This is a genomic window from Amycolatopsis thermoflava N1165 (assembly GCF_000473265.1).
Classification (GTDB): Bacteria; Actinomycetota; Actinomycetes; order Mycobacteriales; family Pseudonocardiaceae; genus Amycolatopsis_E; species Amycolatopsis_E thermoflava.
In genome coordinates, this window is record NZ_KI421511.1 from 1363242 (window position 1) to 1387957 (window position 24716).

Here is a 24716-nt window from a genome sequence, read left to right on the forward strand (position 1 = left end):
CGTCCTGTCCGGTTTCGGACAAGTTCCTTGACACCGCTCTGCTCGTGCCAGAGCCTCGCCTAATCCGCATTAGCAACAGCAGGAGGTTGCCGTGCCGTCCAGGCGTGACATGCCCCGGCAGGCCGACATCGCCCGCATCGCCGGCGTCTCGCAGGCCACGGTGTCGGTCGTGCTCGGCGGCCGGTCCGGGGTCCGGATGGCCGAGTCGACGCGCCGCCGGGTGCTCGAAGTGGCCGAGAACCTGGGGTACGTGCCGCACCCGGTTGCGACCCGGCTGGCGTCGGCGCGCTCGAACATGCTCGGCCTCTACACGTTCCGCGCCACGTTTCCGATGGAGGTGGCCGACTCCTACTACCCGATCCTGGTCGGGGTCGAGGAAGAGGCCGCGGCGCTCGGCCAGGACCTGATCCTGTTCACCGGGCTGAGCGGCGCGGAGGCGTCCGGGGAGGCCGCGATCCGGCGCACCCGCGTCGCCGACGGCTGCCTGTTCTTCGGCCGGCACGTGCCCGAGGAGCCGATCGCGAAACTGGTCGACTCCGGCTTCCCGCTCGTCTACATCGGACGGCGGGAGGAGCTCGGCGGCCGCATCCCGTACGTGGGCGCGGATTACGTGGCGGCCTCGGCCGAGGTCGCCACGCGGCTCGCCGGCCTGGGGCACCGGAACCTGCTGTACGTGCGGGAAGCCGACGAAGCGCCGTCCTCGGCCGACCGTGAACGCGGCCTCCGCCAGGCGGCGCCGGACGCGCGGATCGTCCGCCTCGACGGGCCCGCCCTGACCACGGACACGGTCCGCGGCTGGCTCGCCGACGGCGTCACGGCGATCGTCGTGGAGGAAACCGACACCGGCGCCGCCTACAGCGCGGTGCGCCGGGCGCTCGACGCGGCGGGACTGTCCACACCGGACGACCTGTCGCTCGCGGTGCTCGGCCGCCCGCCGGGGGACGAGCCGGTCAGCGGCTTCGACATCCCGCGCCGCGAGATGGGCCGGCGCGCGGTGCGCCTGCTCGTCGACCTGATCACCGAAACCGAGACCACACCGCAGCAGCTGCTGCGGTGCCCGCCCGTGGCCGGCACGACCGCCGGCCCCGCACCGGAGAGGGACCATGCCTGAACTCGACACCGAAATCCTCGTCGTCGGCGGCGGACTCGGCGGCGTGGCCGCCGCGCTGGCCGCGGCGGGCGGCGGGCACCGGGTCGTGCTCACCGAGGAGACCGACTGGCTCGGCGGCCAGCTCACCGCGCAGGCGGTGCCGCCGGACGAGAACCCGTGGATCGAGCGGTTCGGCTCGACCGCGACCTACCGCCGCCTGCGCGAGGGCATCCGCGACTACTACCGGCGCCACTACCCGCTGCGAGCGGAGGCCGCGCGCCTGACCGACCTCAACCCCGGCGCCGGCCGGGTCAGCAAGCTGTGCCACGAGCCGCGGGTCGCGCTGGCGGTGCTGGAGGCCATGCTCGCCCCGCACCGCGCGGCCGGGCGCGTCACCGTCCTGCTCGAACACCGCCCGGTGGCGGCCCAGACGACCGGTGACCGGGTGGACGCGGTCACCCTGGAAGGCCGCGACGGCACCCGCACCACCGTGCGCGCCGGATACGTCCTGGACGCCACCGAGAACGGCGACCTGCTGCCGATGACCGGCACCGAGTTCGCCGTGGGCGCCGAGTCGCGCGACGAGCACGGCGAGCCGCACGCCCCCGAGCACGCCGATCCGGCCAACCTGCAGGGCATCACGTACTGCTTCGCGTTGTCGCACCACGCCGGGCAGGACCACGTGATCGACCGGCCGGAGATGTACGACTTCTGGCGCGCCTACACCCCGGAGTTCTGGCCCGGCCCGCTGCTGGGGTTCCTCGCGCCCGACCCGCGCACGCTGGAACCGGTCGAGCGCACCTTCGTGCCCAATCCGGACGGTGACCCGCTCGCGATCACCGCCGACCAGAGCGCCGACGCCGGTGACAAGGAGCTGTGGGGTTTCCGCCGGATCCTGGCCCGTGGCCTGCACGACGCCGGCGCGTTCGACTCCGACATCACCCTGGTCAACTGGCCGCTCAACGACTACTGGCTGCGGCCCGCGCTGGAGATCGACGGTCACACCGGCCCGGAGGACGTCGCCCGCGCCCACCACGAGGCCAAGCAGCTGTCGTTGTCGGTGCTGTACTGGTTGCAGACCGAGGCGCCACGTGCGGACGGCGGCACCGGCTTCCCCGGGCTGAAGCTGCGGCACGATGTCACCGGCACCGTGGACGGCCTCGCGAAGTCCGCCTACGTGCGGGAATCCCGGCGGATCAAGGCGGTCACCACGGTCACCGAGCAGGACGTCTCGCTGGACGTCCTCGGCCCGCACGGCCACAAGCGGCACGCCGACTCGGTCGGCATCGGCAGCTACCGCATCGACCTGCACCCCTCGACCTCCGGCGACAACTACGTCGACGTCGCCAGCGTGCCGTTCGAGATCCCGCTCGGCGCGCTGCTGCCGCGGCGGGTGCGCAACCTGGTGCCGGCCGCGAAGAACATCGGCACGACGCACATCACCAACGGCTGCTACCGGCTGCACCCGGTGGAGTGGAACGTCGGCGAGGTCGCCGGGCACCTGGCCGGTTTCGCCCTGCGCCGCGGCGTGGAACCGCACCAGGTCCGCGACGACGAGAAGCTCTTCGACGAGTTCGCGCGGCTGCTCGACCAGTCCGGAGTGGAACGCCACTGGCCCGAGGTTCGCGGCTACTGACCCCTCACACCTGGAGGTGTGGCAATGACGCAACATCCCCGCCGGGCCGGTGTCCGGATCGGCATCGACGTCGGTGGCACGTTCACCGACGCCGTCGCCGTGGACGCGCGCTCGTTCGAACTTCTCGCCCAGGTCAAGGTTCCCACCAGCCACGACCACGCCGACGGCGTCGCCGCCGGAATCCTGGAGGCGCTGGAGAAACTGCAGGCCGGTGCCGGGATCGGGGCCGGCGACGTGTCGTTCCTGGCGCACGGCACCACGCAGGCCACCAACGCGCTGCTCGAAGGCGACGTGGCGACCGTGGGCATCGCCGGGATCGGCTCCGGCTTCGACGGCTTCGCCACGAAACGCCTGCGGTCACTGGGCAAGCTGGAGCTCGCGCAGGGCCGCAAACTGCCCGTCCGGTTCGCCGCCGTGCGGGATCCGGGCGATCCGGTCGCGGTGAAGGAGGCCATCGCGAGCCTGCGCGCGGACGGCGCCGAGGTGGTCGTGGCGGTCGAACCGTTCAGCGTGGACGATCCCGAGGGCGAGCGGCTGGTGATGGCAGCCGTGCACGAGAACGGCCTGCCGGGCACCGCCACGCACGAGATCACCGGGCTGTACGGGCTGGCCAAGCGCGCCCGCACCGCGGTGCTCAACGCGGGCATCATGCCGCGCATGATCACCACCGCCGACCTGGTCGAGCGCAGCGTCACCCGCGCCGGCATCACCGCGCCGCTGATGGTGATGCGCGGCGACGGCGGCGTGATGTCGCTGCCCGAGATGCGCCGCCGGCCGCTGCTGACCGCGTTGTCCGGGCCGGCCGCCGGTGTCGCGGGCGCGTTGATGGGGGAGAAGCTGTCCGAGGGGATCTTCCTGGAGACCGGCGGCACCTCCACCGACATCAGCGTGGTGCGCCGCGGCCGGGTCCAGGTCGGGCACGCGCACCTCGGCGGCCGGGAGACCTACCTGCCCGCGCTGGACGTGCGCACGGTCGGCATCGGCGGCGGCTCGCTGGTCCGGTTCTCCGGCCGGGCGATCACCGACGTCGGGCCGCGCAGCGCCCACATCGCCGGCCTGTCCTACGCCTGCTTCGCGCCGGCCTCGGCCCTGGCCGGTGCCAAGCTGGTCACGGTCGCGCCGCGCCCGGACGACCCCGCCGACTACGTCGCGCTGGAGACCCCGTCCGGGGCCCGCTACGCACTGACCCTGACCTGCGCGGCCAACGCCCTCGGCGCGGTCCCGTCCGGGTCCTACGCCCGCAGCGACGCCGAGTCCGCCCGGCTCGCGCTGCTGCCACTCGCCCAGGCGCTCGGCACGACGGTGGAGGAGGCCGCCCGCGCCGTGCTGCGGCAGGCGATCAAACCGGTCCGGACCGTGGTCGACGAACTGGTGCGCGCCTACCGCCTGGAGCACATCACGCTCGTCGGCGGGGGCGGGGGAGCGGCCGCGGTGACGCCGTTCCTCGGGCAGGACACCGGCCACGACTGGAAGCTCGCCGCGCACAGCGAGGTGATCAGCCCGCTCGGCGCGGCGCTGGCGCTGGTACGCGAGTCGGTGGAGCGGATCGTGCCCAGCCCGTCCAACGCCGACATCCTCGCCACCCGCGCCGCTGCCGAGGCCGCGGTGATCGAGCAGGGCGCGGACCCCGCCGGGGTCGAAGTGGACGTGACGGTCGACCCGCGGCGCAACCTGATCCGCGCCGTGGCCACCGGCGCCACCGAGCTGCGCACGAAGGACCGGGCGGCCACTGTGGACGAAGCCGCGGTGCGCGCCGAGGTGGCTCGCAGCATGGGTGTCCCGGCCGCCGAGGTCACCGAACTCGCGGCCACGCCGCAGCACCGGGTGTGGGGCGCGCGGGCGCGCCGCCGGTTCCGCCGTCCGGTGCAGCACGTCCGCGTCGTCGACGGCGAAGGCGTGATCCGACTGCACAGCGCGGGCGCGCTGGTGGAGAGCACGACGGTCGGGGAGGCGCCGGGCCGGCTGGCGACGGTGGTCGACCGGCACACTCGCTACGGCGACGGCGGGTCCCGCGCGCCCGCGGTGTGGCTGCTGGTCGGCCCGAAGATCGCCGACCTGTCCGGGGTGCTCGACCGCGACCAGCTGGTGGCCCTGATCGGCGCCGAGCTGAAGACCCGCGCGCCGGACGAGCCGGTGGTGGCCGTCGTGGCGGACCGGCCGTGACCGAACCGTCCGATGTGGAGCTCGCCGTCCGGCTGCTGCGCGAGACCCCCACACACGAGAACCGGCCCGCGGAGCAGCTGGTCCGGTGGGCCGAAACGGCGCTGGCCTTCGGCGACGAACTGGCCGACCGGGACGAGCCGGACCCGCCGGTGCGCGTGACCGAAGCCGACGGCGGCCGCCGCGACGGCGAAGTGCTGCTGGCGGAGTACCACGCGCGCCGGGGTGTCGTCACCGTCTACCGCGACTCGCTGGCCCTGCTGCGCCAGGTCGCGGTCCGCCACGGCTGGGATGCCGACGTGCCGGCCCCGGCCCTGCGCGACGCGGCCGTGGCGCACGAGCTGGTCCACCACCGGCTGCACCACGGCGCCGGCCGCGAGCTGAACCGGCGCCTCGGGCACACCGCCGCGCGGCTGGGCCCGTTCCGTGTGCCCGGCCACGTCGCCGGGGCCGACGAGCTCGTCGCGCACCGCTTCGCCCACCGCCGCAGCGGCCTGGGCAAGAGCCCGCTGCTCCTCACCGCGGCACTCGCCGCCTCCCTGCGAGCTGGAGACTGACCATGGGAATCGCGATCCTGGCCCTGATGGCCGCCGGCGTGGTCCTGATGCTCACCCGCGTGCTGCCGACCGCGTTCGCGCTCGTGCTGCTCGCACTGGGCATCGCCGTGCTGTCCGGTGCGCCCCTGACCGGGGACAAGAACAGCATCCTCACCACCGTCCTGCAGAACGGCGCGCCCGCGCTGGCCGCGACGATGATCGCGGTGCTGCTCGGGTCGTGGCTGGGCGCGCTGATGGACGACACCGGCATCGCCGCCACGCTGGTCCGCAAGATCGTCGAGTTCGGCGGCGAGCGGCCCTCGGTGGTGGCGCTCGGCGTGTTCGCCGTGGCCATCCTGTGCGGCAGCATCACCGGGTCCGCCCCGGCCGCGATGCTCGCCGGCGTGGTCGGCATCCCCGCGATGATCGCGGTCGGCGTCGCCCCGGTGGTGGCGGGCGGCACCGTGCTGATGGGCATCGCCGCGGGCTCGCCGCTGGAGCTGCCGGTGTGGCAGTTCCTGTCCGACGCCCTCGGCGCCCCGGTGTCCGACGTGCGCTCGATCATGATCAAGCTGTTCCCGCTGGCACTGGTCGCCGGCATCGCCTACGTGCTGGTCGAGACCCGCCGCCGCGGCGCCCGGCACACCTGGTCGGTCAAGGCCGCGCGGCCGAGCGCGCGGGTCCGGCGCGGCGACGCGCCCTGGTACGCGCTGCTCACCCCGCTGGTGCCGATCGTGCTCGCGCTCGGGCTGAAGGTGCCGATCGTGCCGTCGCTGCTGGCGGGCGTGCTGTTCGCGCTGCTGACCACGACCCGGTGGGGCAACCTCAACGGGCAGGCGCTGCGCTCGCTCTACAAGGCCTTCGACGTGGCCGCGCCGCCGATCGTGTTGTTCATCGCGATCGGCATGCTGCTGGCCGCGGTCAAGCTGCCCGGCGCGAAGTCCGCGCTGACGCCGATCGTGTCGGCGATCAGCCCGGCGGGCGCGGTCGCGTTCGTGCTGGTGTTCACCGTGCTGGTGCCGCTGTGCCTGTTCCGCGGGCCGCTCAACGTGTTCGGCCTCGGCGCCGGGGTCGCCGGCGTGCTGGTGTCCGGCGGGATCTACCCGATGCCCGCCGTGGTCGGCCTGATGGCCTCCTACAACCAGGTGTTCAGCGTCTCCGACCCGACGAGCACGCAGACGGTGTGGAGCGCGCAGTACGCCGGGGTGCGGCCGGAGCGGGCGATGATCTCGACCCTGCCCTACACGTGGTTGGTCGCGCTGGGCGGGATGATCCTGACCGCCGTGCTCTACCTGCCGTGAAGCTGTGGACGGCCGACGGGCTGACGCTGGACGCCCGTCGGCACCCCGGGGACGGCCCGGTGGTGGTGCTCGCGCACGGGATCACCGGCGACCTCACCGAGAACGGGCTGTTCGACGTGCTGACGGACAGGCTGACCGGGCACGGCTTCGAGGTGCTGCGGTTCTCGTTCCGGGGTCACGGCGCGAGCGCGGGCCGGCCGCGGGACATGACGATCGCGGGGGAGCGGCTGGACCTGCGGGCGGCGGTGGACTGGGCGGCCGGGCGGGGCCGCGGGGTCGCGGTGGTGGCGTCCAGCTTCGGCGCGGTGAGCACCACGCTGTCGTTGCCGGAACTGGGCGACCGGTTGTCCGGGGTGGTGCTGTGGCAGCCGGTGCTCGACCTGCGCGCGACGTTCCTGGAGCCGTCGCTGCCGCGGGGCCGCGCGCTCTACCGCGACCGGTCCTCGTTGCGGGAGAACGGTTTCCTGGACATCGAGGGCCGGTTCGAGCTGGGCGCGGAGCTGTTCGAGGAGTTCGCCCGGCTCGACCCGCGCGCGGCGTTCCTGGCGAGCATGGTGCCCGCGCTGGTGCTGCACGGCGACGCGGACGAGCACGTGCCCTACGAGGTGGCGCGGGATGCCGCGCTGGCCCGGAACCACACCACCTGGTGCACGATTTCCGGCGCCGGGCACGGGTTCCGTGAGGCGGCCGGGCAGGTGCTGGACCGGACGGTCGACTGGCTGGTGGCCTACTGCGGCGAGCGGTAGCGCGCGATGTAGCGCTCCTTGACCTCCCGCTCGGCCTCCTCCTTGGCTTCGGCGCGCACCTTGCGGGCGGTGCCGTAGGGGTAGCCGTGCTTGCGGAGCCGATTCTCGACGCTCTCCTCGGCGTAGACGAGGGAGTAGAAGAACCCGACGATGCCGGCCATGAGCACCAGGCTCAGCCGCAGGGTGAGCGGGCCGGGCAGCAGCAGCCACACCAGCATGAGCGGCAGGAGCAGCACCGAGGCCCGCGCCGCGTGCCGCCACAGCCAGGTCTTGGCGGTCACGTCGTGCAGGACCCAGGTGCGGTGCTGCTCGGGCAGGCGGCCGCCGAGGGCGTACCACAGCCACTGGAGGGGATTGGGGCGTCGGCGCTCGGTCACGTGCCCCACAGTACCCTAAAAGTTAGTGCATTAATTATCAGTGCCCTCACGGATGGAGTAGGCTCGGCCACATGACCGCGATCGACCTGGGCGAGAACCCGCTGGCGCTGGACCGGCAGGTGTGCTTCGCCCTGTCCGTGGCCTCCCGCAGCGTCATCGGGATCTACCGGCCGCTGCTCAAGCCCTACGGCCTCACCCACCCGCAGTACCTGGTGCTGCTCGCGCTGTGGGACCGCGCGCCCCGGTCGGTGAAGGATCTGGCCGAGACCCTGCGCCAGGAGCCGGCCACGCTGTCGCCCCTGCTCAAGCGGCTGGAGGCGCTGGGTTACCTGACGCGGGAACGCAACCGCTCCGACGAGCGGGCGCTGATGGTCGACCTGACGGAGTCCGGCCGGGACCTGCGTGCGGAGGCGGAGAAGATCCCGTACCGGGTGGTGGAGACGCTCGGCATGGAGGTCGCCGAGCTGGAGCAGTTGCACGCCGCGCTGGCCCGCGTCATCGCCGCGACCGGAAACGCCGGTGCGGAGCGCGACGGGACCGGTTGACGCCGGGATCGCCGGGAGCGCCGGTTTTTCCGGCAGCACTCCCGAAAGGCGTCCTCCTATGCATCCTGTCCTGTTCACCGCGGAGACCTCCGGCGAGGTGCCCGGTGCGGCGGCCCACCCCGGATCACCGCGGCGATCTTCGGCGGCGCGTTCTTCGCCTGCGACGCGCTGATCGCGGCGGCGCGCCGGGTCACGGCGCCGGTCCAGTTCCTGCTGCCGTGGGACGACGAGCACGTGAGCCGGGACTCCGCGTTCGCGTGCTCGGCGCCTTCGCCTCGCCGGAGAAGACGTTGCACGCCAACCCGGGCGACCACCGCACGATCCGCTGGACCGGCGTCGACGACGGGTTCCTGGCGCGGCACCTGCGTCACTGACGCGACCGGCGCCGGCCGGGCGAACCCGGCCGGCGCCGATCGTGCTCAGCGGGTTTGGGCCTGGAACATCCAGTGCTGCTTCTCCAGGTCGGCGGCGATGCCGATGAGGAGGTCCTGGCTGACCGGGTCGGGCTCGCCGGTGGCCGCGATCCCGGCGCGCAGGCCGGTGATCGCGGCGGCCAGGATGCCGGTCACGGCCTCGACCGCGGCCCGGTCGGCCAGCGGTCCGGCTGGCAGGCCGGGCAGCGTGGACTCGGCGGCGACGGTGCTCGCGCGGCCGTCGGGGGAGACCCCGAGCGCGGCGAGGCGCTCGGCGACGCTGTCGGCGTGCTCGCGGGTGGTGGCGGCCAGCTCGTCCAGGTGCAGGTGGACGGCGCGGAAGTGCGGGCCGGTGACGTTCCAGTGCGCCTGCTTGGCCAGCAGGCCCAGGTCGATCAGATCGGTCAGCGTCCGCTGGAGTGCGGTGGCGACGGTCTTGGCGGCCACCTCGTCGAGGATCACTTCGGTCCCTTCCTTCGGGGAATTCAGTCCTGCAGTGCCTTCTTCAGCACCGCGACCGCCTGGTTGATGGCGGCTTCCGCGGCGTTGGTCTCGCGCAGCGCGTTGAGCATCACGAAGTCGTGGATGACGCCCTGATAACGCACGGCGGTGACGGGGACGCCGGCCTGGCGCAGCTTGTTCGCGTAGGCCTCGCCCTCGTCGCGGAGCACGTCGGCCTCGGCGGTGATCACCAGCGCGGGCGGCAGCCCGGCCAGCTCGTCCAGGCTCGCGCGCAGCGGCGAGGCGGTGATCTCGGCGCGCTGCGCCGGGTCGGTGGTGTACTGGTCCCAGAACCACTTCATGCCCTCCAGGGCGAGGAAGTAGCCGGTGGCGAACTGCCGGTAGGAGCCGGTGTCGAAGTTCGCGTCGGTGACCGGGTAGAACAGCACCTGCTGGCGGAAGGTCACGTCGCCGCGCTGCTTGGCGAGGATCGTCACGGCCGCGGCCATGTTCCCGCCGACCGAGTCGCCGGCGATCGCCAGCCGGTTCGCGTCGAGGCCGTGCTTCGCGCCCTCGGCGACGATCCACCGCGCCGCGGCGTAGCTCTGCTCGAGCGCGACCGGGTAGCGCGCCTCGGGGGAGCGGTCGTAGTCCGGGAAGACCACGGCCGCGCCGGTGCCGGTGGCGAGCTCGCGGATGAGCCGGTCGTGGGTGTGCGCGTTGCCGAACACCCAGCCCGCGCCGTGGATGTAGAGGACGACGGGCAGCGTGCCGGTGGCGCCGGCGGGGCGCACGATGCGCAGCTTCACCTGGCCGGTCGGCCCGCCCTCGATGGTGAGGTCCTCGAGGTCGGCCTCGGGCTTGGCGATCTCCGAGGACTGGACCTCGTCGACGGCCTTGCGGCCCTCCTCCGGCGGGAGCTGGAACAGGTACGGCGGGTTGTCCGTCGCCTCGGCGAAGGCCTGCGCTGCGGGTTCCAGGGCCAGGTTGTGCGGGTTGGCGGTCATCGCTGTCTCCCTGAGGCTTCGGGGACCGGGTCACTCCCGATCGGTGTATTGCATCAAACCATCTTGTGCACAACTTAATTGCGTACTATGGCATGTGTCACCCCTGGATGGCACGCCACCGGCCGATGGGGGATGATCGAGTGCTGACCAAGGAGGAGTCATGGCCGAACCGGCCGCACCGCGGCTCGACGATCAGGTCTGCTTCGCGCTGTACGCCGCGTCCCGCGCGGTCACGTCGCTCTACCGGCCGCTGCTCGACGAGCTGGGCCTGACCTACCCGCAGTACCTGGTGATGCTGGCGCTGTGGGAGCACGGCGAGCTGTCCGTCAAGGACCTCGGGCAGGCGCTGTCGCTGGACTCGGGCACGCTGTCGCCGCTGCTCAAGAGACTGGAGAAGCTGGAGTTCGTCCGCCGGGAGCGGCGCGCCGACGACGAGCGCTCGGTGTGCATCCGGCTGACGGACAAGGGCGACGGGCTGCGGTCGAAGGCCGTGCCCCTGCCGGGCGTGATCGGCGACGCGATGGGCCTGCCGCTGGACGAGCTGGAGGCGCTGCGGGCGACGTTGCGCGGGCTCACCGAGTCGGTCAACGCCTACCGCGAGTCCCGGCCGGGCGTATAACGACCTATACGGCGCGGCGCTGGTGCGTGCGGCCGGGCGGCCCGGACCCCTAGTCTGCGGGGAAGGGCCCCCGACCGAGAGGATTCCACGTGCTCGACCTGCTGGTGCGCAACGTCCGTGCGCTGACCGTGTCCGACGAGCGTCCCCGCGCCCACACCGTGGGCGTGCTGCACGGGCGGATCGTCGGCCTCGACGAGGAGGTCGAGGGCCTGGCCGCCCGCACCGTGGTGGACGGCGGCGGCGCGGTGCTCACGCCCGGTTTCGCCGACGCGCACAACCACATGGTCTGGTACGGCCTGTCGCTGGCCGAGATCGACCTGTCCGGCTGCCGCACGCTGGACGAGTTGTACGACACGGTCGCCGCGCGGGCCGCCGAACTGCCGTCCGACGCGTGGGTGATCGGCTCGAAGTACGACGACTTCGTGCTGGGCGGGCACCCCGACCGCGCCGCGCTGGACCGCGCCGGCGGCGGGCGCGCGGTGTGGCTCAAGCACCGGTCGGCGCACATGTGCACGGTGAGCTCCGCGATCCTCGCCCAGGCCGGCGTGCTCGACGGCTCGGCGCGCGTGCCCGAGGGCGGGGTGGTGGCCCGCGACGACGACGGCGCGCCGACCGGGCTGCTCGCCGAGCAGGCCCAGCAGCTGGTGGACGCGCTGGTCAAGCCCTACCCGGTGGAGGAGCTGGCGGCGGCGATCGAGCGCGCCGGGAAGGTCTACGTCAGCGAGGGGCTCACCGCGGTCACCGAGGCCGGGATCGGCGGCGGCTGGATCGGCCACAGCCCGGCCGAGGCGACGGCCTACCACCTGGCACGCGAACGCGGAAAGCTGCCGCTGCGGGTGGAGCTGATGCCGGCCAGCGAGGTGCTGCACCCGCTCGGCGGCAACCCGGCCGACACCGGCACGATCGGCGTGGACCTGGGGTTGCGCAGCGGGTTCGGCGACGAGTTCCTGCGGCTGGGGCCGATGAAGATCTTCACCGACGGCGCGCTGAGCAGCCGGACCGCCGCTCTGACGGAGCCGTTCTGTTCGCACGGCGGGCTCGGCGTGCTGCAGGACGATCCGAAGGTGCTGCGGGACACCATCGTCGCCGCGCACCGCAGCGGGTGGCGGGTGGCGGCGCACGCGATCGGCGACCGCGCCATCGACCTGACGCTGGACGCGTTCGAGGAGGCCCAGCGGGTCCTGCCGCGCCCGGACGTGCGGCACCGCATCGAGCACGCCGCGATGGTGCGGCCGGACCAGCTGCCGCGGCTGGTCGCGCTCGGGGTGGTGCCGGTGCCGCAGGCCCGGTTCCTGTACGAGATCGGCGACACGATGGCCGAGGCGCTGGGCGAGGCGCGGGTGCCGTGGCTGTACCGGCAGAAGTCCTTCGTGGACGCCGGGCTGCGGGTGCCGGGCAGCTCCGACCGGCCGTGCGTCGGCGTCGGCGCGCCGCTGGCCGGTCTGCGGTCGATGATCGAGCGGACGACCAGCGCCGGGGCGGTGCTGAGCCCGGACGAGCGGGTCGGCGCGGAGGAGGCGCTGCGGGCCTACACCGCGCACCCGGCGTGGGCTTCGCACCAGGAACACGAACGCGGCCGGCTCGCCCCGGGCCTGCGGGCGGATATGGTGCTGCTCGACGACGACCCCACCGCGGTGCCGAGCGAGCGGATCAGCGAGATCGGCGTGCTGGCGACGTTCGTCGGTGGCCGCTGCGTGCACGGCGCGGAAGGGCTGCGCGCCCACGGGCCGGCGCCGGTCTGACTCACGCCTAAAGGGCGGCGAGCAGCAGCCCGCTGCGTGGCTTCGGGGTGGGTCTGCATGCGGACGTGGTGCGGTTCGACGACGACCCGACCACGGTGCCGGGCGAGCGGATCAGCGAGATCGGTGTGCTGGCGACGTTCGTCGGTGGCCGCTGCGTGCACGGCGCGGAAGGGCTGCGCGCCCACGGGCCGGCGCCGGTCTGAGTCACGCCTCCAGGGCGGCGAGCAGCAGCCCGCTGCGTGGCTTCGGGGTGAAGTATGTGCTCTTGCGCGGCATGCGGCGGCCCTGCGCGTGCGCGGCGAGCACTTCGGACAGCGGGACGGGCGCCAAGCGCAACACGGCGTCCGTCCCCGGTCCGGGGGAGTGCCCCTCGGGCAGCGCGTGCACGTGCGGGCCCTCCGGGTCGAGGCCGAGTGCCCTGTCCAGCAACAGGTTCTCCACCACGGCGTGGTCCGGTCCATCACCGGGTAGTGCCACCAGCAGCTCGCCGCCGCGCGCGGAAACGGCTACCGAGCCGGGCTCAATGGCGTCCACTTCGGACACTTCGCGCACCGTCAGCCCGGCGGCGCGCCAGGCGGCGGCCAGTTCGCGCGCGCCGAGGCCGGTGCCGCTGATCGTGCGGTGGATCGCGCCGATGCGCAGGTCCGGCCCCGCGGTCACCAGCGCCAGCAGCGGCGTGCCCGCCTCGGCCGCGGCGGCGACGCGGTGGTTGCCGTCGGCCACCAGCAGGGGAGCGGCGCGCACCGCGGCGAGCAACCGGTCCTGCTCGTGGCCGGGACCGGTGAGCCACAACCGGTGCGAGCGGCCCGCGCCGTCGGTCAGGTCCACCGCGGGATCACCGCGCATCGCCGCCAGCGCGGCGCGCGTGAGCCCGTCGCCGGTGACCGGCACCAGCATCGCCGCGCTCGTCGCGCATCCGAGCGTCCGCAGCGCCGCCGCGCGTTCGGCGACGACACCGGCGTAGACCTCCTCGCTGTGCCGGATCCGCGCGCCGACCGCCGTCGGATCGACCAGGCACAGCACCCCCGCCGCGGTCCCGTCGCGCCCGGCGATCCGGTACGGCGCCACCACCTCGCGCACGCGCCGGTAGTCCCGTTCCCGCAACCGGTCCAGCATCGCGCGCGCCGCGGGCAGCGCTTCCCGCAGCGACGCCGCACCCGGCCGCCGGTGCGGGTGCTGCACCGCCAGCAGCGAATCACCCGGCGCCGCGGCCAGAGCCGCGGCGATCTCGTCGGCGTCGGCGAACTCGTCCACGTCCGGCCCGGTCACCGGCCCGCCGGGAACCCAGCCGGTGCCGATCGCGCGCGCCCATTCCGCCATACCCCGATCCTGCCGGACCGGGCTCAGCTCGCCTGCGACAGCTCCCCGGCATGCTCGGCGGTCTGCTCGCGGGCCTCGTCCCGCGCCCAGCGGGCCAGGCGCGGCGCCGCGGCCACGTAGAAGTCCGGGTCCAGCCCCATGCCGGTGTGCGTGCTGCGGATCTCGACGCACTCGGCGTACGGGTCCAGGCACAGCTGCCACGGCGCGATCGCGTCTTCGCGCGAGTACACCGCCAGCGCGGGCACCTCCGGCGGCAGGGGCGCGGCCAGCGCCTTGGCGTTCTCGTCGTAGCACGGCCCGGTGAAGCAGTCCAGGTCCATCAGGCCAGGAATGCCCAAAGTGGACAGACGGGCGAGGACGCGGGCGACCCGCACCACCTTCGGGTGCGCGCCGAGCGGATCGAGCACCGGGCTGCCGAGCATCACCAGTCCGCGCACCAGATCCGGGCGGCGGATCGCGGCCAGCCGCGCCAGCCAGCCACCGCGGCTCTGCCCGATGATCACCACGCGGCCGCCGGTCTCCTCGGCGTGCTGCTCCAGCCGGGCCTCGATGCGGTCGACCAGTTCGGTGGTGCACCCGACGTTGAAGCCGATCCGGGACCCGGCGGGCCGGTACCCGCGCGCCTTCAGCCACGCGCTCGCCAGGGTCATGCTGCGATCGCCGAACCCGAAACCGGGCACCAGCAGCACACCCAGCCCGGCGCCCTCCTCCGGGTCCGCGGGCCGCCAGATCGGATGACGCAGTAGTCGCGGGATGTCCAGCAGAGCCAGCAACAAGTGCTCGCGCGCGGCGGTGCGGATCGTTTCGCCCGCTTCGCGCGCGGGCTGGAGCAGCGTCATCATGTGCGGCCTCCTCGCAACTGAAGAGGCCATTGATCTACCCAGGATCCGCGTGGTTGACACCTGGAGCCTTATCCCACCGTCGAAAGGGGACGCGAAGTCAGTCCCGTCTCCCGGACCGCAGGTACCGCGCCGGGGTCGTGCCGGTCCACCGGCGGAACGCGTAGATGAAACTCGACGCCTCCGCGTATCCCAGCCGCAGCGCCACATCCTCCACCGACAGCGCGCCGGTCGCGAGCATCTCCTCGGCGAGCGCCTGCCGGACCTCGTCGAGCAGGCCGCGGAAACTGGTGCCGGCGTCCTCCAGCCGCCGCCGCAGCGTCCGGGTGCTGACGTTGAGCTCCCGCGCCACGTCCTCCATCGCGAGCGTGCCGCCGACGCGGATCAGCTTGTCCCGAACCTGGTGCGCGATGCCGGAGCGGGCGCGGCGCCGGCTGACCAGCTCACGGCACTGCGCCTCGCACAACGCGACCGTGTGCTCACTGGCCTGCGGCAGCGGCTGCCCCAGTGCGGCCGCGTCGATCGCAACGTGGTGCGCGAGCGCGCCGAACGCCGGTCGGCACCCGAAGACCTCCTCGTACCGGCCCGGATCGGGTGGCTCGGGGAACCGGAACTCCAGGCGCCGCACGTTCAGACCGCCGGGCAGGAGGTCGTGCATCACCGTGTGGATCGCGCTGACGTCGCGCTCCAGCAGGAACCGGCGCACGTCGTGCGGCAGCCCGTCGTCCCGCAGCTCGAAGCGCAGCTCCTCGGCGGCCAGCTCGACCACCGGCAGGCAGAAGATGAAGCTGAGGTCGAGGTAACGCAGGGCGAAAGTGATCGCGTCGCGCAGTGTCGGGCTGCTGATGCAGGCGAACCCGAACACGCCGAAGGTGGTGACCCGGTAGCGGACGCCGGCGTCCAGGCCGAGGCCGGGCGGGTCGCCGAGCTCCCGCACGAGGTTGCGCGCGACCGTCAGCTCCTGGTGCGCGTCGACCTGCGCCGCCGGGTCGTCCAGGCGCGACGGGGGCAGCCCGGTGCCGCGCAGCAGGGCGTCCCGCGGCACCCCGCGCTCGGCTCCGAAGCGCACCAGCAGGGCGACGCTCGCGACGCCGCGGGGGAAGTCCCAGTCCCGGACGGCGACGGGCAGCTGCTGACTCATGGCCGGAAGTATGGATTCCGCCGGTCACCGGCCCGCGACCGGGGTGGCCGAAAATCTCGGTTTCCTGGCCGCTGGTCTCTGTGGCGGAGTGAGCCGGAGCACTTACTGTGGAGTAGCCCCACTCACCGCCGAGGAGCAGCATGGCACGCACCACCGCCCACCGACCGCCGTCCGTCGTCATCATCGGCGCCGGGTTCGGCGGCCTGGCCGTCGCGACCGAACTGGTCCGCGCCGGTTTCCGCGACTTCACCATCCTGGAGAGAGCGGATGAGATCGGCGGCGTGTGGCGGGAGAACACCTACCCCGGCGCCGGGTGCGACATCCCGTCGCCGCTGTACTCGTTCTCCCACCGGCCCAACCCGGACTGGCCGATGCGGTTCTCCCTGCAGGCCGACATCAAGGCCTACCTCGAGGACGTCGCCCGCGAGTACGGGGTGACCGGCCGGATCCGGTTCGGCACCGGCGTCGCCGGGGCGGAATTCGACGAGGCCACCGGCCGGTGGCGGGTCCGCACCGAAGCCGGCGAGGTCATCGAGGCCGACGTCCTGGTGCCCGCCGTGGGCCAGCTGTCCCGCCCGGCGGTGCCCGACCTGCCGGGCCGCGAGTCGTTCCGCGGGCGGGCTTTCCACTCCGCGGCCTGGGACCACGACGCCGACCTCACCGGCAAGCGGGTCGCGGTGATCGGCACCGGCGCCAGCGCGATCCAGTTCGTGCCGAAGCTTCAGCAGATCGCCGGCCACGTGACGGTGTTCCAGCGGTCGGCGCCGTGGATCGTGCCCAAGAACGACATCGCCTACCAGCCCTGGCACCGCGCGATGTTCCGCCGCCTGCCGATCACCCAGAAGATCGAGCGGTTCCGGATCTGGCTGATCTGCGAGTTCCTCTCGCTCGGGCTCGTCGACCTCCCGGTCGTGCGCCGGTACCTGGAACGCCTGGCGAGCAGGCACCTGGAGAGCCAGGTGCCCGACCCGGAGCTGCGCGCCAAGCTGACGCCGGACTACGAGCCCGGGTGCAAGCGGGCGCTGTTCTCCAACGAGTACTACCCGGCGCTGACCCGGCCCAACGTGAGCGTCGAGACCGAGAAGATCGTCGAGATCGTGCCGGAGGGCGTGCGCACCGCCGACGGCGTGGTGCACGAGGCCGACGTGCTGGTGTATGGCACCGGGTTCCGCGCCACCGACTTCCTGGTCCCGATGACGGTGCGCGGGCGCGGCGGGGCGGAGCTGGCCGACACCTGGCGCGACGGCGCGTGGGCCTACCTCGGCATCACGGTGCCGCAGTTCCCGAACCTGTTCCTGGTCTACGGGCCCAACACGAACCTGGGCGGCAACTCGATCGTCTACATGCTCGAGTCGCAGGCCCGCTACATCGTGCAGGCGGTGCGCGCGCTGGCGAGCAGGCCCGGCGTGGCGCTGGACGTCAAGCCCGAGGTCGCCGCGCGCTTCGACACCGTCCTGCAGCGCAAGCTCGGCCGCTCGGTGTGGACCCGCTGTGCCAGCTGGTACCGCAACGAGGCGGGTCGGATCGTCAACAACTGGCCCGGCACGGTCACGCAGTACCGGCTGAAGACCCGGGCCCTGGATCTGAACGACTACCGCGCGATCGCGGCGGGAGGGGACGGCGCATGACCGGCGAGCTGGACTACGACGTCGTGGTGATCGGCTCAGGTTTCGGGGGCAGCGTGAGCGCGCTGCGCCTGACGGAGAAGGGCTACCGGGTCGGGGTACTGGAGGCGGGCCGCCGGTTCGCCGACGACGAGTTCGCCAAGACCTCGTGGCGGCTGCGGAAGTACCTGTGGGCGCCGCTGCTGGGCTGCTTCGGCATCCAGCGGCTGACGTTGCTGCGCGACACCTTCATCCTGAGCGGCAGCGGTGTCGGCGGCGGGTCGCTGGTCTACGCCAACACGCTGTACGAGCCGCCGGCGCGGTTCTACGCCGACCCGCAGTGGGCGCACATCACCGACTGGCGCGACGAGCTGGCGCCCTACTACGACCAGGCGAAGCGGATGCTGGGCGTCACCCAGTACCCGGGCACCACGCGGGCCGACCGGGTGCTGCGCGAGGTGGCCGAGGACATGGGCATCGCCCACACGTTCCGGCCGACGCCGGTCGGGGTGCTGTTCGCGACCGGTGACCAGAAGCCCGGCCAGGAGGTGCCGGACCCGTTCTTCGGCGGCGCCGGCCCGTCCCGCCGCACCTGCCTGAACTGCGGGTCCTGCATGACCGGGTGCCGCCACGGCGCGAAGAACACGCTGGTGAAGAACTACCTGCACCTCGCCGAGCGGGCGGGTGCGGTGGTGCACCCGCTGACGACGGTGGTGGACGTCCGCCCGCGTCCCGGCGGCGGGTACGAGGTGAGCACCGTCCGCACCGGGTCGCGCAGGCGCCGCCGGACCTTCACCTGCGAGCAGGTCGTGTTCGCCGCGTCCGCGCTGGGCACGCAACGGCTGCTGCACCGGCTGCGTGACCGCGGTTCGCTGCCGAAGATCTCGAAGCGGCTCGGGTACCTGTCGCGCACCAACTCCGAGGCGATCCTGGCGGTGCGCTCACGCGACAAGAACGCCGACTACACCGACGGGGTGGCGATCACGTCGTCGATCCACCCGGACGAGGTCACGCACGTCGAGCCGGTGCGGTACGGCAAGGGCAGCAACCTGATGAGCCTGCTCGCCACCGTGCTGGTGGACGGCAAGGACGGGCACCGGCGGTGGGTGCTGGGGCTGCGTGAGCTGGCGCGGCACTGGCGGGAGCTGCCGCGCATCCAGAACCCGCGGAAGTGGTCGGAGCAGATGGTGGGCCTGCTGGTGATGCAGAGCCTGGACAACTCGGTGACCACCTACACGCGGCGCGGCCTGTTCGGCCGCCGGATGACGACGCGCCAGGGAGACGGCGCGCCGAACCCGACGTGGATCCCGCACGGGCACGAGGTCGCGCGGCGGGTCGCGGAGAAGATCGACGGCGTGCCGCAGGGCGCCTGGACCGACATGGCGAACATCCCGCTGACCGGGCACTTCATCGGCGGCTGCGCGATCGGCGACTCCCCGGAGACCGGCGTGGTCGACCCCTACCAGCGGCTGTACGGCTATCCCGGCCTGCACGTCGTGGACGGTTCGGCGATCTCGGCGAACCTGGGGGTGAACCCGTCGCTGACGATCACCGCCCAGGCCGAACGGGCGCTCGCGCTGTGGCCGAACAAGGGCGAGTCCGACCAGCGGCCGCCACTGGGCGCGCCCTACACCCGGCTGGCCCCGGTGGCGCCGAAGAACCCTGTCGTGCCCGAGGCCGCGCCGGGCGCGCTGCGCCTGCCGGTCACGCCGGTCTAGGGCCGGTGCCCGGGTTGGTGGTGGCGGCGGTGGTGGTTCCGCCGTCTCCACCGCGCGCTCGTCCCGCCACTCCGGGCGGGGTTGCCCGGGTTTGCCCGCCGTCCCGGGCGAGTGCGAGTCGCGGCTGTCCCGCTGTTGCGGGTCGGGTAGCCGTGAGGCCTCATCGGCCGCGTCGGGGCGGCGTCATCTCAGGCCATGCCGCCACCTGACCTCGTCCGCCCTGCCGCGGTTGTCCTGTCCCTCCGAGCCGAGGTTTCGCTGATGTCCGATCCGACCGAGTACCCGCCCGAGCCATGGCACCTGCGTGGTCACATGCACGTCTCCGCCTGGTGCCTGCCCGTGGGGGAGCTGCCCGAACTGCCGCCGGGCGTCCGGCCGCTCACCGTGGCCGGGCGGGCGGTCGTGCTCGCCGCGTGGGTCGACTACCAGCCGCCCGGTGTGCTGTCCTATCGGGAGCTGATGGTGACCGTCGTCGCCCGCGGCGGGGTTGTCGTGACCATCCCGCACATCTGGGTCGACAGCCCGGCCTCCCTGGCCGGCGGGCGCGCCCTGTGGCACATCCCGAAGGAGCTCGCCGAGTTCACCCTCACCGACGAACCGGACTTCGCCGCGGAAGCCCGCGCGGATGGGGATCTGCTGGCGGGCGCGGAGTTCCGGCGCCGCCGCGCGCTGCCGGTGCGGTTGCCGCTGGCGTTCTCGGTCCTGCAGCGCGGCCCCAAGCGCAGCGGTGTGCGGGTGACCGCCCGGCTCGGGGTGGCCCGATCGGTGTGGCGGGTCGGCGCGGGCGGCCCGCTGGCGTTCCTGGCCGGGCGCCGTCCGCTGCTCAGCCTGGTCGCCCGGGACTTCCGGATGCGGTTCGGCGGCGGCCGCAGCACCGAATGACACGCTTGTAAGTCACCCGCGTGGTCTAATCTGCGTGTCGAATCCGGCGACGCCCGGTGTCCGTTACTCCACCTGATCAGGGGGTTTAATCGCGGCACGACCGGATCGCGTCCGACCCGATCACCGCGAGTGAGGACCGGCGCTCGCGTTGTCGCAGCGCATGGCGGTGCGGCTGTTCCAGGGGCTTTGGAACGCGTTCCAAACGTCGTTCATCCGGGTGAGCCCGGGCCGCTCGCGCGATCGCCGAACTTCCCGATCACCGGCTGCTAGCGTCTGCCGTGCTCGCGACGGGGTCACCCGGAGCGGGCGGAACTGTAGCCGAGCGATCGGATGAGAGAGTGCTGAAGAAGTCTGCGATTGTCGCCGCTGCCGCGGCCGGCTTCATGATGATCGGTTCCCCGGCCTTCGCCACGCAGGGCGCGTGGGACGAGGGTGGCGACACCGGCCAGCTGGGCCTGCTCAACGTCGACGACGTCGCCAACGACAACAACGTCGGGGTCTGCGACAACAACGTCAACGTCCTGGGTGTCCAGGTGGCGGACGCGCTGGAGGGTGTCGGCGCGACCGTGCCGATCCTGTCGGGCGCTTCGGACGCGCAGTCCGGCGACGCGCCGGACACCTGCGTCGCCGAGGCCGACAACTGAGGTCGCGGCAACAACCCTGAACCGGCTCCGCCGGCCAGGGTGCTGTGCACGGGTGCGGACGGGAATCACTGGTACTGATTCCCGTCCGCGCCTTTTCTTCGGGTAGGGGAAACGTGAACACCCGCATTCGAATTCGGATGCGGGTGTTTTTTCGTGCGCGGAACGGGGTCGCGGGGTGGCGCTCGCGGCTGGACCAGTGCGCCCGGACGCGCTGCCGCGGCGCCTCCGGACAGTGGGTCGGAGGGGAATTACATGCCGGTAAGTCACACGGCCGGGCTAATTGCCCGATCTCGTCTTCTCACGTTACGTGTTCACTTCTCTACCTGATCGAGGGGTTTAGACGCTGTACAACCGGTGTCCTGCACGGTCGATCACGCGGCGTGAAAACCACTGTGAGCGAAACGGGCGGATAATCGCAGCGCATCGCGTATGGGCGTGCGGAAGACTGGTTCACGGGCAGCGAAACGTCGTTCGTCCGGGTGATGGCGACAAGCCCGCGCATTTGCTTTCGGCGCACCTTGCCGACTGATAATGTCTGCCGTGCTCGCGACGGAAGTCTCGTCGCGGCGGAACTGTAGTCGAGTTGATGGGGAATAAAAAGGTGCTCAAGAAGTCCGCAATTGTTGCCGCTGCTGCGGCCGGTTTCATGATGATCGGTTCCCCGGCCTTCGCCACGCAGGGCGGGGGATGGGACGACGGCGGCGACACCGGTCAGCTGGGTCTGATCAACGTCGACGACGTTCTCAACGACAACAACGTCGGTGTCTGCGACAACAACGTCAACGTGCTCGGCGTCCAGGTGGCCGACGCCCTGAACGGCGTGGGCGTGACCGTGCCGATCCTGACCGGCGCCTCCGAGGCCGACTCGGGTTCCGCCCCGGACACCTGCATCGCCGAGGCCGACAACTGAGACCGGGCCCCACGGGGTCCTGGGTCGACCGACCCTGATCCGGCCGAGAGTCCCGGTGCGGTCTGACTGCACTCCGGATCCCCGGGACGGTTTTCTGGGTGAGAGCCGGCCGGGTCACGGAAAAAACGGGTGCGGACGGGAATTACTGGTACTAATTCCCGTCCGCACCCGGTGTTCTTCGGGTAGAACAACGACGAGCACCCGTATTCGACGCGAATGCGGGTGTTTCGTCGTGTCCGCGATCTTAGCTTCCGGCCGGTTGGGGCGCGACTCCGTCGGGCGCGCCGGTGCCCTCCGTCACCTCGCCCAGGCCGGCCGCTTCGGCCAGCTCCCTGGCCACCACGTACTCGCCCAGCCGCCTGCCGAGCTCGGTGTAGGCGCCGAACTTGCCGTCGTCGAAGAACTGGTCGCTCGTGCCGTCCCGCGGGAACTCCGGGTGGTGCGCGGCGTAGGACAGCAGCTCGTAGGGCAGGTCGCGCCACAGCAGCGCCTTCGCCACGATCAGCCGTCCCACCCCGGCCTGCCCGCTCTCGGCCGGGTAGCGGATCGTCCCGGTGATCACCGGGCTCTCCGACAGCCTGCTGTTCAGGTTGCTGAGCGGGTGCTCGGGTTCGAGCGGTTCGCCGCCGCCGGGTTCGGCCCGCCACGGATGGTCGAGGGTGACCCGCACGCCCAGCTCCTGCGCGGCCAGCGCGAGCGCCGACGCCAGCCCGCCTGCCGTCGGTGGCGCGTCCGCGCCCGCGTCGATGCAGTAGATCGTCGTGCAGCGGCGGCGGAACAATTCGACCAGGCCCAGGTTGTCGTAGTGCCCGCCGTCGGTGACGTGCAGCAGCCGGTCGGCGTGCGAGTGGATGCCGAGCACCTCACGCACCAGGTAGGGCAGCCGGCGCGCGTGCGGGAGCGTGGGGTAGGCCCAGGCGGCGCGGTCGGTGCGCGGCGGGCAGCGCAGCAGCACGTCCGGATTGGGCAGCCAGGTGCCCAGCCGCGCGCCGGACAGGGCGAGCAGGATCTGGTACCAGCGCGAGGCGCGGCCCATCGACGACGCGAACGCCGCCCCGCTGATCGCGACCGCGCCCTGGACGGTCAGGTCCCGCCGGAACCGGGCCGGCACCGTCTCCTGCAACCGCGCGGTCTCGATCCAGCCGACGTCCGGGCCGCCGACCCAGCCGCTGCTCATCGTGTAGGAGACGGCGCCGAGGCCGGGGGAGGTGCGGCCCTCGCCGGTGAGGTTCGCGGCGGCCGCGAACACGACCCGCGGGAAGTCGTCGGCGTGGCCGTAGGTCGCGAGCGAGCTGCGCTCGGTGCTCGGGTAGGGCGCGGCGACGACCTGCCCGTCGGCGCGGCGGACCCGGCGCACGGCGAACGTGCGCGCCAGCCGTTCCCGGTAGAAGGGGTGCAGGCTGAGCGAGGTCTCGTCGATCAGCCCGCCGACGACGATCAGCACGACGACCAGCCCCAGCGCGGACCACAGCAGGTCCGGCTCGCCCAGCGGCGTGATCACCGAGGCGAACAGCAGCAGCCAGGCCAGGGCGAGGACGGTGGTCGTGATGATCACCAGGAGGCGCTGGGCAAGGCTGGTCGGCAGCGCCGCGGTGAGCGCGTCGAGCGAGTCCCGCGCCTTGGTGACCACCTTGCGGTTGCGCCACCCCATCGTCGCCAGGGCGGACACGTAGGTCAGCAGCAGCGCGACGAGCGGGCTGCCGAGCGCGATCGAGGGCGGGGTCAGGGTGAGCAGCCGGTCGGCCAGCCAGGCGAGGGCGGGCAGGCCGAGCGTGAGCAGCACGATCAGGGCGGCGAGCAGCGCGAGCCTGCTGGACAGGCGCCGGGCGATCTGGCGCAGCAACGGCTTCGCCGGCGTGATCCAGCGGGCCACCAGGGACATCACGGCGGCGAACAGCAGCGTCAGGCCCAGTGACAGCAGCGCGCCGAGCCGTGGCGCGGGGTAGCTGCCGTCGGTGGGGAACGCGGTGAGCGGCACCTGCTGGTACAGCCAGCCGGTCACCACGCCCAGCACGACCGCGGGGGCGAACACCAGGAACAGCGACAGCACCAGGCCGCGGGCGATCACGCCGAGGGCGATGAGCAGTTCGGTTCGCGTGTTGGCGAGGTAGCTGACGTGCCGCCGGACGTGGTCCTCCTCGACGCTGCCGGGGCCGAACGCGGTTTCCGGTGTCGCGACCGGACGGCCGGCGGGCGCCTCCTTCGGGTCGGCCGCCGCGGTGAGGGCCTGCACCAGCGCGCCCGCGGTGTAGCCGCCGCCGGAGACCGAGACCAGGTACTGGGCGCCGAGCAGCCGCTGCCGCAGCGGCTGGAGCGCGCCGAGCGCGACGCTGGCCGAGCGGATCCCGCCGCCGGACAGGGCGAACCCGGTGCCGCCGGTCGGTTCGCCCGGCGGCAGGCGGTAGCCGTTGCGCCACCGGGTGGCCGCCGTGGTTTCGCCTTCCTCGCAGGCGCCGTCGGGATCGTCCGGGTTGAGCGCGGCGGAGCAGACGCCGTCGGGCGGGTCCTGCTTCACCGGCCGCGCCGAACGGAGCAGGGCGAGCACGATGCCGTAGAGCGCGAGCAGGAGCGCCGGGAGCAGGCCGGTGAACTTGGTGACCGCGGCCGCGGTGGCCAGTTCGAGCAGGACGGGGGCCGGATCACGCGTGGCGACCAGCAGGAACACGTTCTCCAGCACGTCCGAGACGACCGCGACCAGCCCGGCGATGCGGCCGAAGCGGGCGACCTCGTGCATCGCGGTGCCCGGCTGGCAGACCCACAGCGCGGCGGTGGTGCCCAGCAGCACGGCGAGCCCGTAGCCGGCGATCAGGGCGAAGTCCCACCACAGGGTGGCCGCGGTGCCCGGCGGGAGCGGCAACGGCTGGCCGCGGCCGCCGAGCTGACGTCCCACGATCCCGGTGTCCGTGGCGAAGGCCAGGTACAACCCGGTGCCGAGAGCGGCGAGCAGGAGAGCGGCGACGGCGGTCGAGGCCGCCCTGCTCCGCCCCGGGACCTCGCCCGCCCTGGGCAGCAGCTCACGCCAGCGCATCCTCGCCTCCCCAGCGG

Annotated in this window: 23 protein-coding genes; 16 read left to right on the top strand and 7 right to left on the bottom strand. The window is 72.8% G+C overall.

Going from position 1 to position 24716, the window contains the following annotated elements; genetic code table 11:
• The first annotated feature begins 109 nt into the window (after window positions 1–109).
• Genes AMYTH_RS0106775 through AMYTH_RS0106800 form a run of 6 tightly spaced genes read left to right on the top strand, consistent with a single transcriptional unit; the run spans window position 110 to window position 7469 of the window.
• Window positions 110–1111 carry a LacI family DNA-binding transcriptional regulator gene (locus tag AMYTH_RS0106775; RefSeq protein ID WP_027929658.1) on the top strand — a complete coding sequence of 334 codons (1002 nt, stop codon included), beginning with the start codon at window positions 110–112 and terminating at the stop codon, window positions 1109–1111.
• Complete coding sequence (locus tag AMYTH_RS0106780; RefSeq protein ID WP_027929659.1) at window positions 1104–2726, top strand: FAD-dependent oxidoreductase; 1623 nt, start codon at window positions 1104–1106, stop codon at window positions 2724–2726. Before AMYTH_RS0106775 ends, AMYTH_RS0106780 begins: the two co-directional genes overlap by 8 nt.
• A 24-nt stretch (window positions 2727–2750) precedes the next feature.
• Complete coding sequence (locus tag AMYTH_RS0106785; RefSeq protein WP_027929660.1) at window positions 2751–4889, top strand: hydantoinase/oxoprolinase family protein; 2139 nt, start codon at window positions 2751–2753, stop codon at window positions 4887–4889.
• Window positions 4886–5443, top strand: coding sequence for a hypothetical protein (locus AMYTH_RS0106790; protein WP_027929661.1), 558 nt, complete (start codon window positions 4886–4888; stop codon window positions 5441–5443). Before AMYTH_RS0106785 ends, AMYTH_RS0106790 begins: the two co-directional genes overlap by 4 nt.
• A 2-nt stretch (window positions 5444–5445) precedes the next feature.
• Window positions 5446–6723, top strand: a complete 1278-nt coding sequence (locus tag AMYTH_RS0106795; protein WP_027929662.1) for a TRAP transporter large permease — start codon at window positions 5446–5448, stop codon at window positions 6721–6723.
• A complete protein-coding gene (locus tag AMYTH_RS0106800) occupies window positions 6720–7469 on the top strand; it encodes an alpha/beta hydrolase family protein (protein ID WP_027929663.1) in 750 nt (249 codons plus the stop codon). Before AMYTH_RS0106795 ends, AMYTH_RS0106800 begins: the two co-directional genes overlap by 4 nt.
• Here the strand turns inward: AMYTH_RS0106800 and AMYTH_RS0106805 are convergent.
• Window positions 7451–7846, bottom strand: coding sequence for a DUF5313 family protein (locus AMYTH_RS0106805; RefSeq protein WP_017982262.1), 396 nt, complete (start codon window positions 7844–7846; stop codon window positions 7451–7453). The genes AMYTH_RS0106800 and AMYTH_RS0106805 overlap by 19 nt on opposite strands.
• Window positions 7847–7917: 71 nt before the next feature.
• Between AMYTH_RS0106805 and AMYTH_RS0106810 the strand changes: the two genes are divergently transcribed.
• Together AMYTH_RS0106810 and AMYTH_RS49860 are read left to right on the top strand one after the other, a co-directional pair.
• On the top strand, window positions 7918–8391 hold the full coding sequence (locus tag AMYTH_RS0106810; protein ID WP_027929664.1) for a MarR family winged helix-turn-helix transcriptional regulator: 474 nt from the start codon (window positions 7918–7920) through the stop codon (window positions 8389–8391).
• A gap of 218 nt (window positions 8392–8609) precedes the next feature.
• The gene (locus tag AMYTH_RS49860) at window positions 8610–8765 is read left to right on the top strand and encodes a hypothetical protein (RefSeq protein WP_208722487.1); all 156 of its coding nucleotides are present in this window, start codon (window positions 8610–8612) and stop codon (window positions 8763–8765) included.
• A gap of 45 nt (window positions 8766–8810) precedes the next feature.
• Here AMYTH_RS49860 and AMYTH_RS0106820 read toward each other — a convergent pair whose 3' ends face one another.
• A complete protein-coding gene (locus tag AMYTH_RS0106820) occupies window positions 8811–9266 on the bottom strand; it encodes a Dps family protein (protein ID WP_037322357.1) in 456 nt (151 codons plus the stop codon).
• A 23-nt stretch (window positions 9267–9289) separates the two neighbouring features.
• Window positions 9290–10252, bottom strand: coding sequence for an alpha/beta hydrolase (locus AMYTH_RS0106825; RefSeq protein WP_027929666.1), 963 nt, complete (start codon window positions 10250–10252; stop codon window positions 9290–9292).
• Window positions 10253–10412: 160 nt separating this feature from the next.
• Here AMYTH_RS0106825 and AMYTH_RS0106830 point away from each other — a divergent pair, with 160 nt between their 5' ends.
• From AMYTH_RS0106830 to AMYTH_RS48695, 3 genes are all read left to right on the top strand, one after another.
• Entirely contained in the window at window positions 10413–10871 is a 459-nt protein-coding gene (locus tag AMYTH_RS0106830) for a MarR family winged helix-turn-helix transcriptional regulator (RefSeq protein ID WP_027929667.1), read from the top strand.
• An 89-nt stretch (window positions 10872–10960) separates the two neighbouring features.
• Window positions 10961–12613, top strand: a complete 1653-nt coding sequence (locus AMYTH_RS0106835) for an amidohydrolase (protein WP_027929668.1) — start codon at window positions 10961–10963, stop codon at window positions 12611–12613.
• Window positions 12614–12660: 47 nt separating this feature from the next.
• Window positions 12661–12816 carry a hypothetical protein gene (locus AMYTH_RS48695; protein WP_157360552.1) on the top strand — a complete coding sequence of 52 codons (156 nt, stop codon included), beginning with the start codon at window positions 12661–12663 and terminating at the stop codon, window positions 12814–12816.
• A 1-nt stretch (window position 12817) separates the two neighbouring features.
• Here the strand turns inward: AMYTH_RS48695 and AMYTH_RS0106845 are convergent, their stop codons facing one another.
• The 3 genes from AMYTH_RS0106845 to AMYTH_RS0106855 all read right to left on the bottom strand — a co-directional run bounded on the left by AMYTH_RS0106845 (window position 12818) and on the right by AMYTH_RS0106855 (window position 15913).
• Window positions 12818–13933 carry a DUF1015 family protein gene (locus tag AMYTH_RS0106845; RefSeq protein ID WP_027929669.1) on the bottom strand — a complete coding sequence of 372 codons (1116 nt, stop codon included), beginning with the start codon at window positions 13931–13933 and terminating at the stop codon, window positions 12818–12820.
• A 23-nt stretch (window positions 13934–13956) separates the two neighbouring features.
• Entirely contained in the window at window positions 13957–14775 is an 819-nt protein-coding gene (locus tag AMYTH_RS0106850; protein WP_027929670.1) for an alpha/beta fold hydrolase, read from the bottom strand.
• 97 nt (window positions 14776–14872) lie between these two features.
• The gene (locus tag AMYTH_RS0106855) at window positions 14873–15913 is read right to left on the bottom strand and encodes an AraC family transcriptional regulator (RefSeq protein ID WP_027929671.1); all 1041 of its coding nucleotides are present in this window, start codon (window positions 15911–15913) and stop codon (window positions 14873–14875) included.
• 140 nt (window positions 15914–16053) lie between these two features.
• Here AMYTH_RS0106855 and AMYTH_RS0106860 point away from each other — a divergent pair, with 140 nt between their 5' ends.
• The 5 genes from AMYTH_RS0106860 (at window position 16054) to AMYTH_RS0106880 (ending at window position 21671) form a co-directional block, all read left to right on the top strand.
• Window positions 16054–17541, top strand: coding sequence for a flavin-containing monooxygenase (locus AMYTH_RS0106860; protein WP_027929672.1), 1488 nt, complete (start codon window positions 16054–16056; stop codon window positions 17539–17541).
• Window positions 17538–19235 (top strand): FAD-dependent oxidoreductase, encoded by a 1698-nt coding sequence (locus AMYTH_RS0106865; RefSeq protein ID WP_027929673.1) that lies wholly within the window; start codon window positions 17538–17540, stop codon window positions 19233–19235. Before AMYTH_RS0106860 ends, AMYTH_RS0106865 begins: the two co-directional genes overlap by 4 nt.
• Before the next feature lie 261 nt (window positions 19236–19496).
• A complete protein-coding gene (locus AMYTH_RS0106870) occupies window positions 19497–20117 on the top strand; it encodes an acetoacetate decarboxylase family protein (RefSeq protein WP_027929674.1) in 621 nt (206 codons plus the stop codon).
• A 338-nt stretch (window positions 20118–20455) separates the two neighbouring features.
• Complete coding sequence (locus tag AMYTH_RS0106875; protein WP_017982273.1) at window positions 20456–20761, top strand: hypothetical protein; 306 nt, start codon at window positions 20456–20458, stop codon at window positions 20759–20761.
• 601 nt (window positions 20762–21362) lie between these two features.
• Window positions 21363–21671: a hypothetical protein gene (locus tag AMYTH_RS0106880; RefSeq protein ID WP_026153109.1), complete on the top strand. Its 309-nt coding sequence runs from the start codon at window positions 21363–21365 to the stop codon at window positions 21669–21671.
• 244 nt (window positions 21672–21915) lie between these two features.
• Here AMYTH_RS0106880 and AMYTH_RS0106885 read toward each other — a convergent pair whose 3' ends face one another.
• Window positions 21916–24699, bottom strand: coding sequence for a hypothetical protein (locus tag AMYTH_RS0106885; RefSeq protein WP_027929675.1), 2784 nt, complete (start codon window positions 24697–24699; stop codon window positions 21916–21918).
• Window positions 24700–24716: the final 17 nt, after the last annotated feature.

Bases quoted from the DNA above. Each gene is read 5' to 3' on its own strand.
- AMYTH_RS0106785 (WP_027929660.1), top strand. From the start codon at position 2,751: ATGACGCAACATCCCCGCCGGGCCGGTGTCCGGATCGGCATCGACGTC.
- AMYTH_RS0106885 (WP_027929675.1), bottom strand. From the start codon at position 24,699: ATGCGCTGGCGTGAGCTGCTGCCCAGGGCGGGCGAGGTCCCGGGGCGG.
- AMYTH_RS0106845 (WP_027929669.1), bottom strand. From the start codon at position 13,933: ATGGCGGAATGGGCGCGCGCGATCGGCACCGGCTGGGTTCCCGGCGGG.
- AMYTH_RS0106830 (WP_027929667.1), top strand. From the start codon at position 10,413: ATGGCCGAACCGGCCGCACCGCGGCTCGACGATCAGGTCTGCTTCGCG.
- AMYTH_RS0106850 (WP_027929670.1), bottom strand. From the start codon at position 14,775: ATGATGACGCTGCTCCAGCCCGCGCGCGAAGCGGGCGAAACGATCCGC.
- AMYTH_RS0106870 (WP_027929674.1), top strand. From the start codon at position 19,497: ATGTCCGATCCGACCGAGTACCCGCCCGAGCCATGGCACCTGCGTGGT.
- AMYTH_RS0106825 (WP_027929666.1), bottom strand. From the start codon at position 10,252: ATGACCGCCAACCCGCACAACCTGGCCCTGGAACCCGCAGCGCAGGCC.
- AMYTH_RS0106795 (WP_027929662.1), top strand. From the start codon at position 5,446: ATGGGAATCGCGATCCTGGCCCTGATGGCCGCCGGCGTGGTCCTGATG.
- AMYTH_RS0106860 (WP_027929672.1), top strand. From the start codon at position 16,054: ATGGCACGCACCACCGCCCACCGACCGCCGTCCGTCGTCATCATCGGC.
- AMYTH_RS0106810 (WP_027929664.1), top strand. From the start codon at position 7,918: ATGACCGCGATCGACCTGGGCGAGAACCCGCTGGCGCTGGACCGGCAG.
- AMYTH_RS0106855 (WP_027929671.1), bottom strand. From the start codon at position 15,913: ATGAGTCAGCAGCTGCCCGTCGCCGTCCGGGACTGGGACTTCCCCCGC.
- AMYTH_RS0106780 (WP_027929659.1), top strand. From the start codon at position 1,104: ATGCCTGAACTCGACACCGAAATCCTCGTCGTCGGCGGCGGACTCGGC.
- AMYTH_RS0106865 (WP_027929673.1), top strand. From the start codon at position 17,538: ATGACCGGCGAGCTGGACTACGACGTCGTGGTGATCGGCTCAGGTTTC.
- AMYTH_RS0106775 (WP_027929658.1), top strand. From the start codon at position 110: ATGCCCCGGCAGGCCGACATCGCCCGCATCGCCGGCGTCTCGCAGGCC.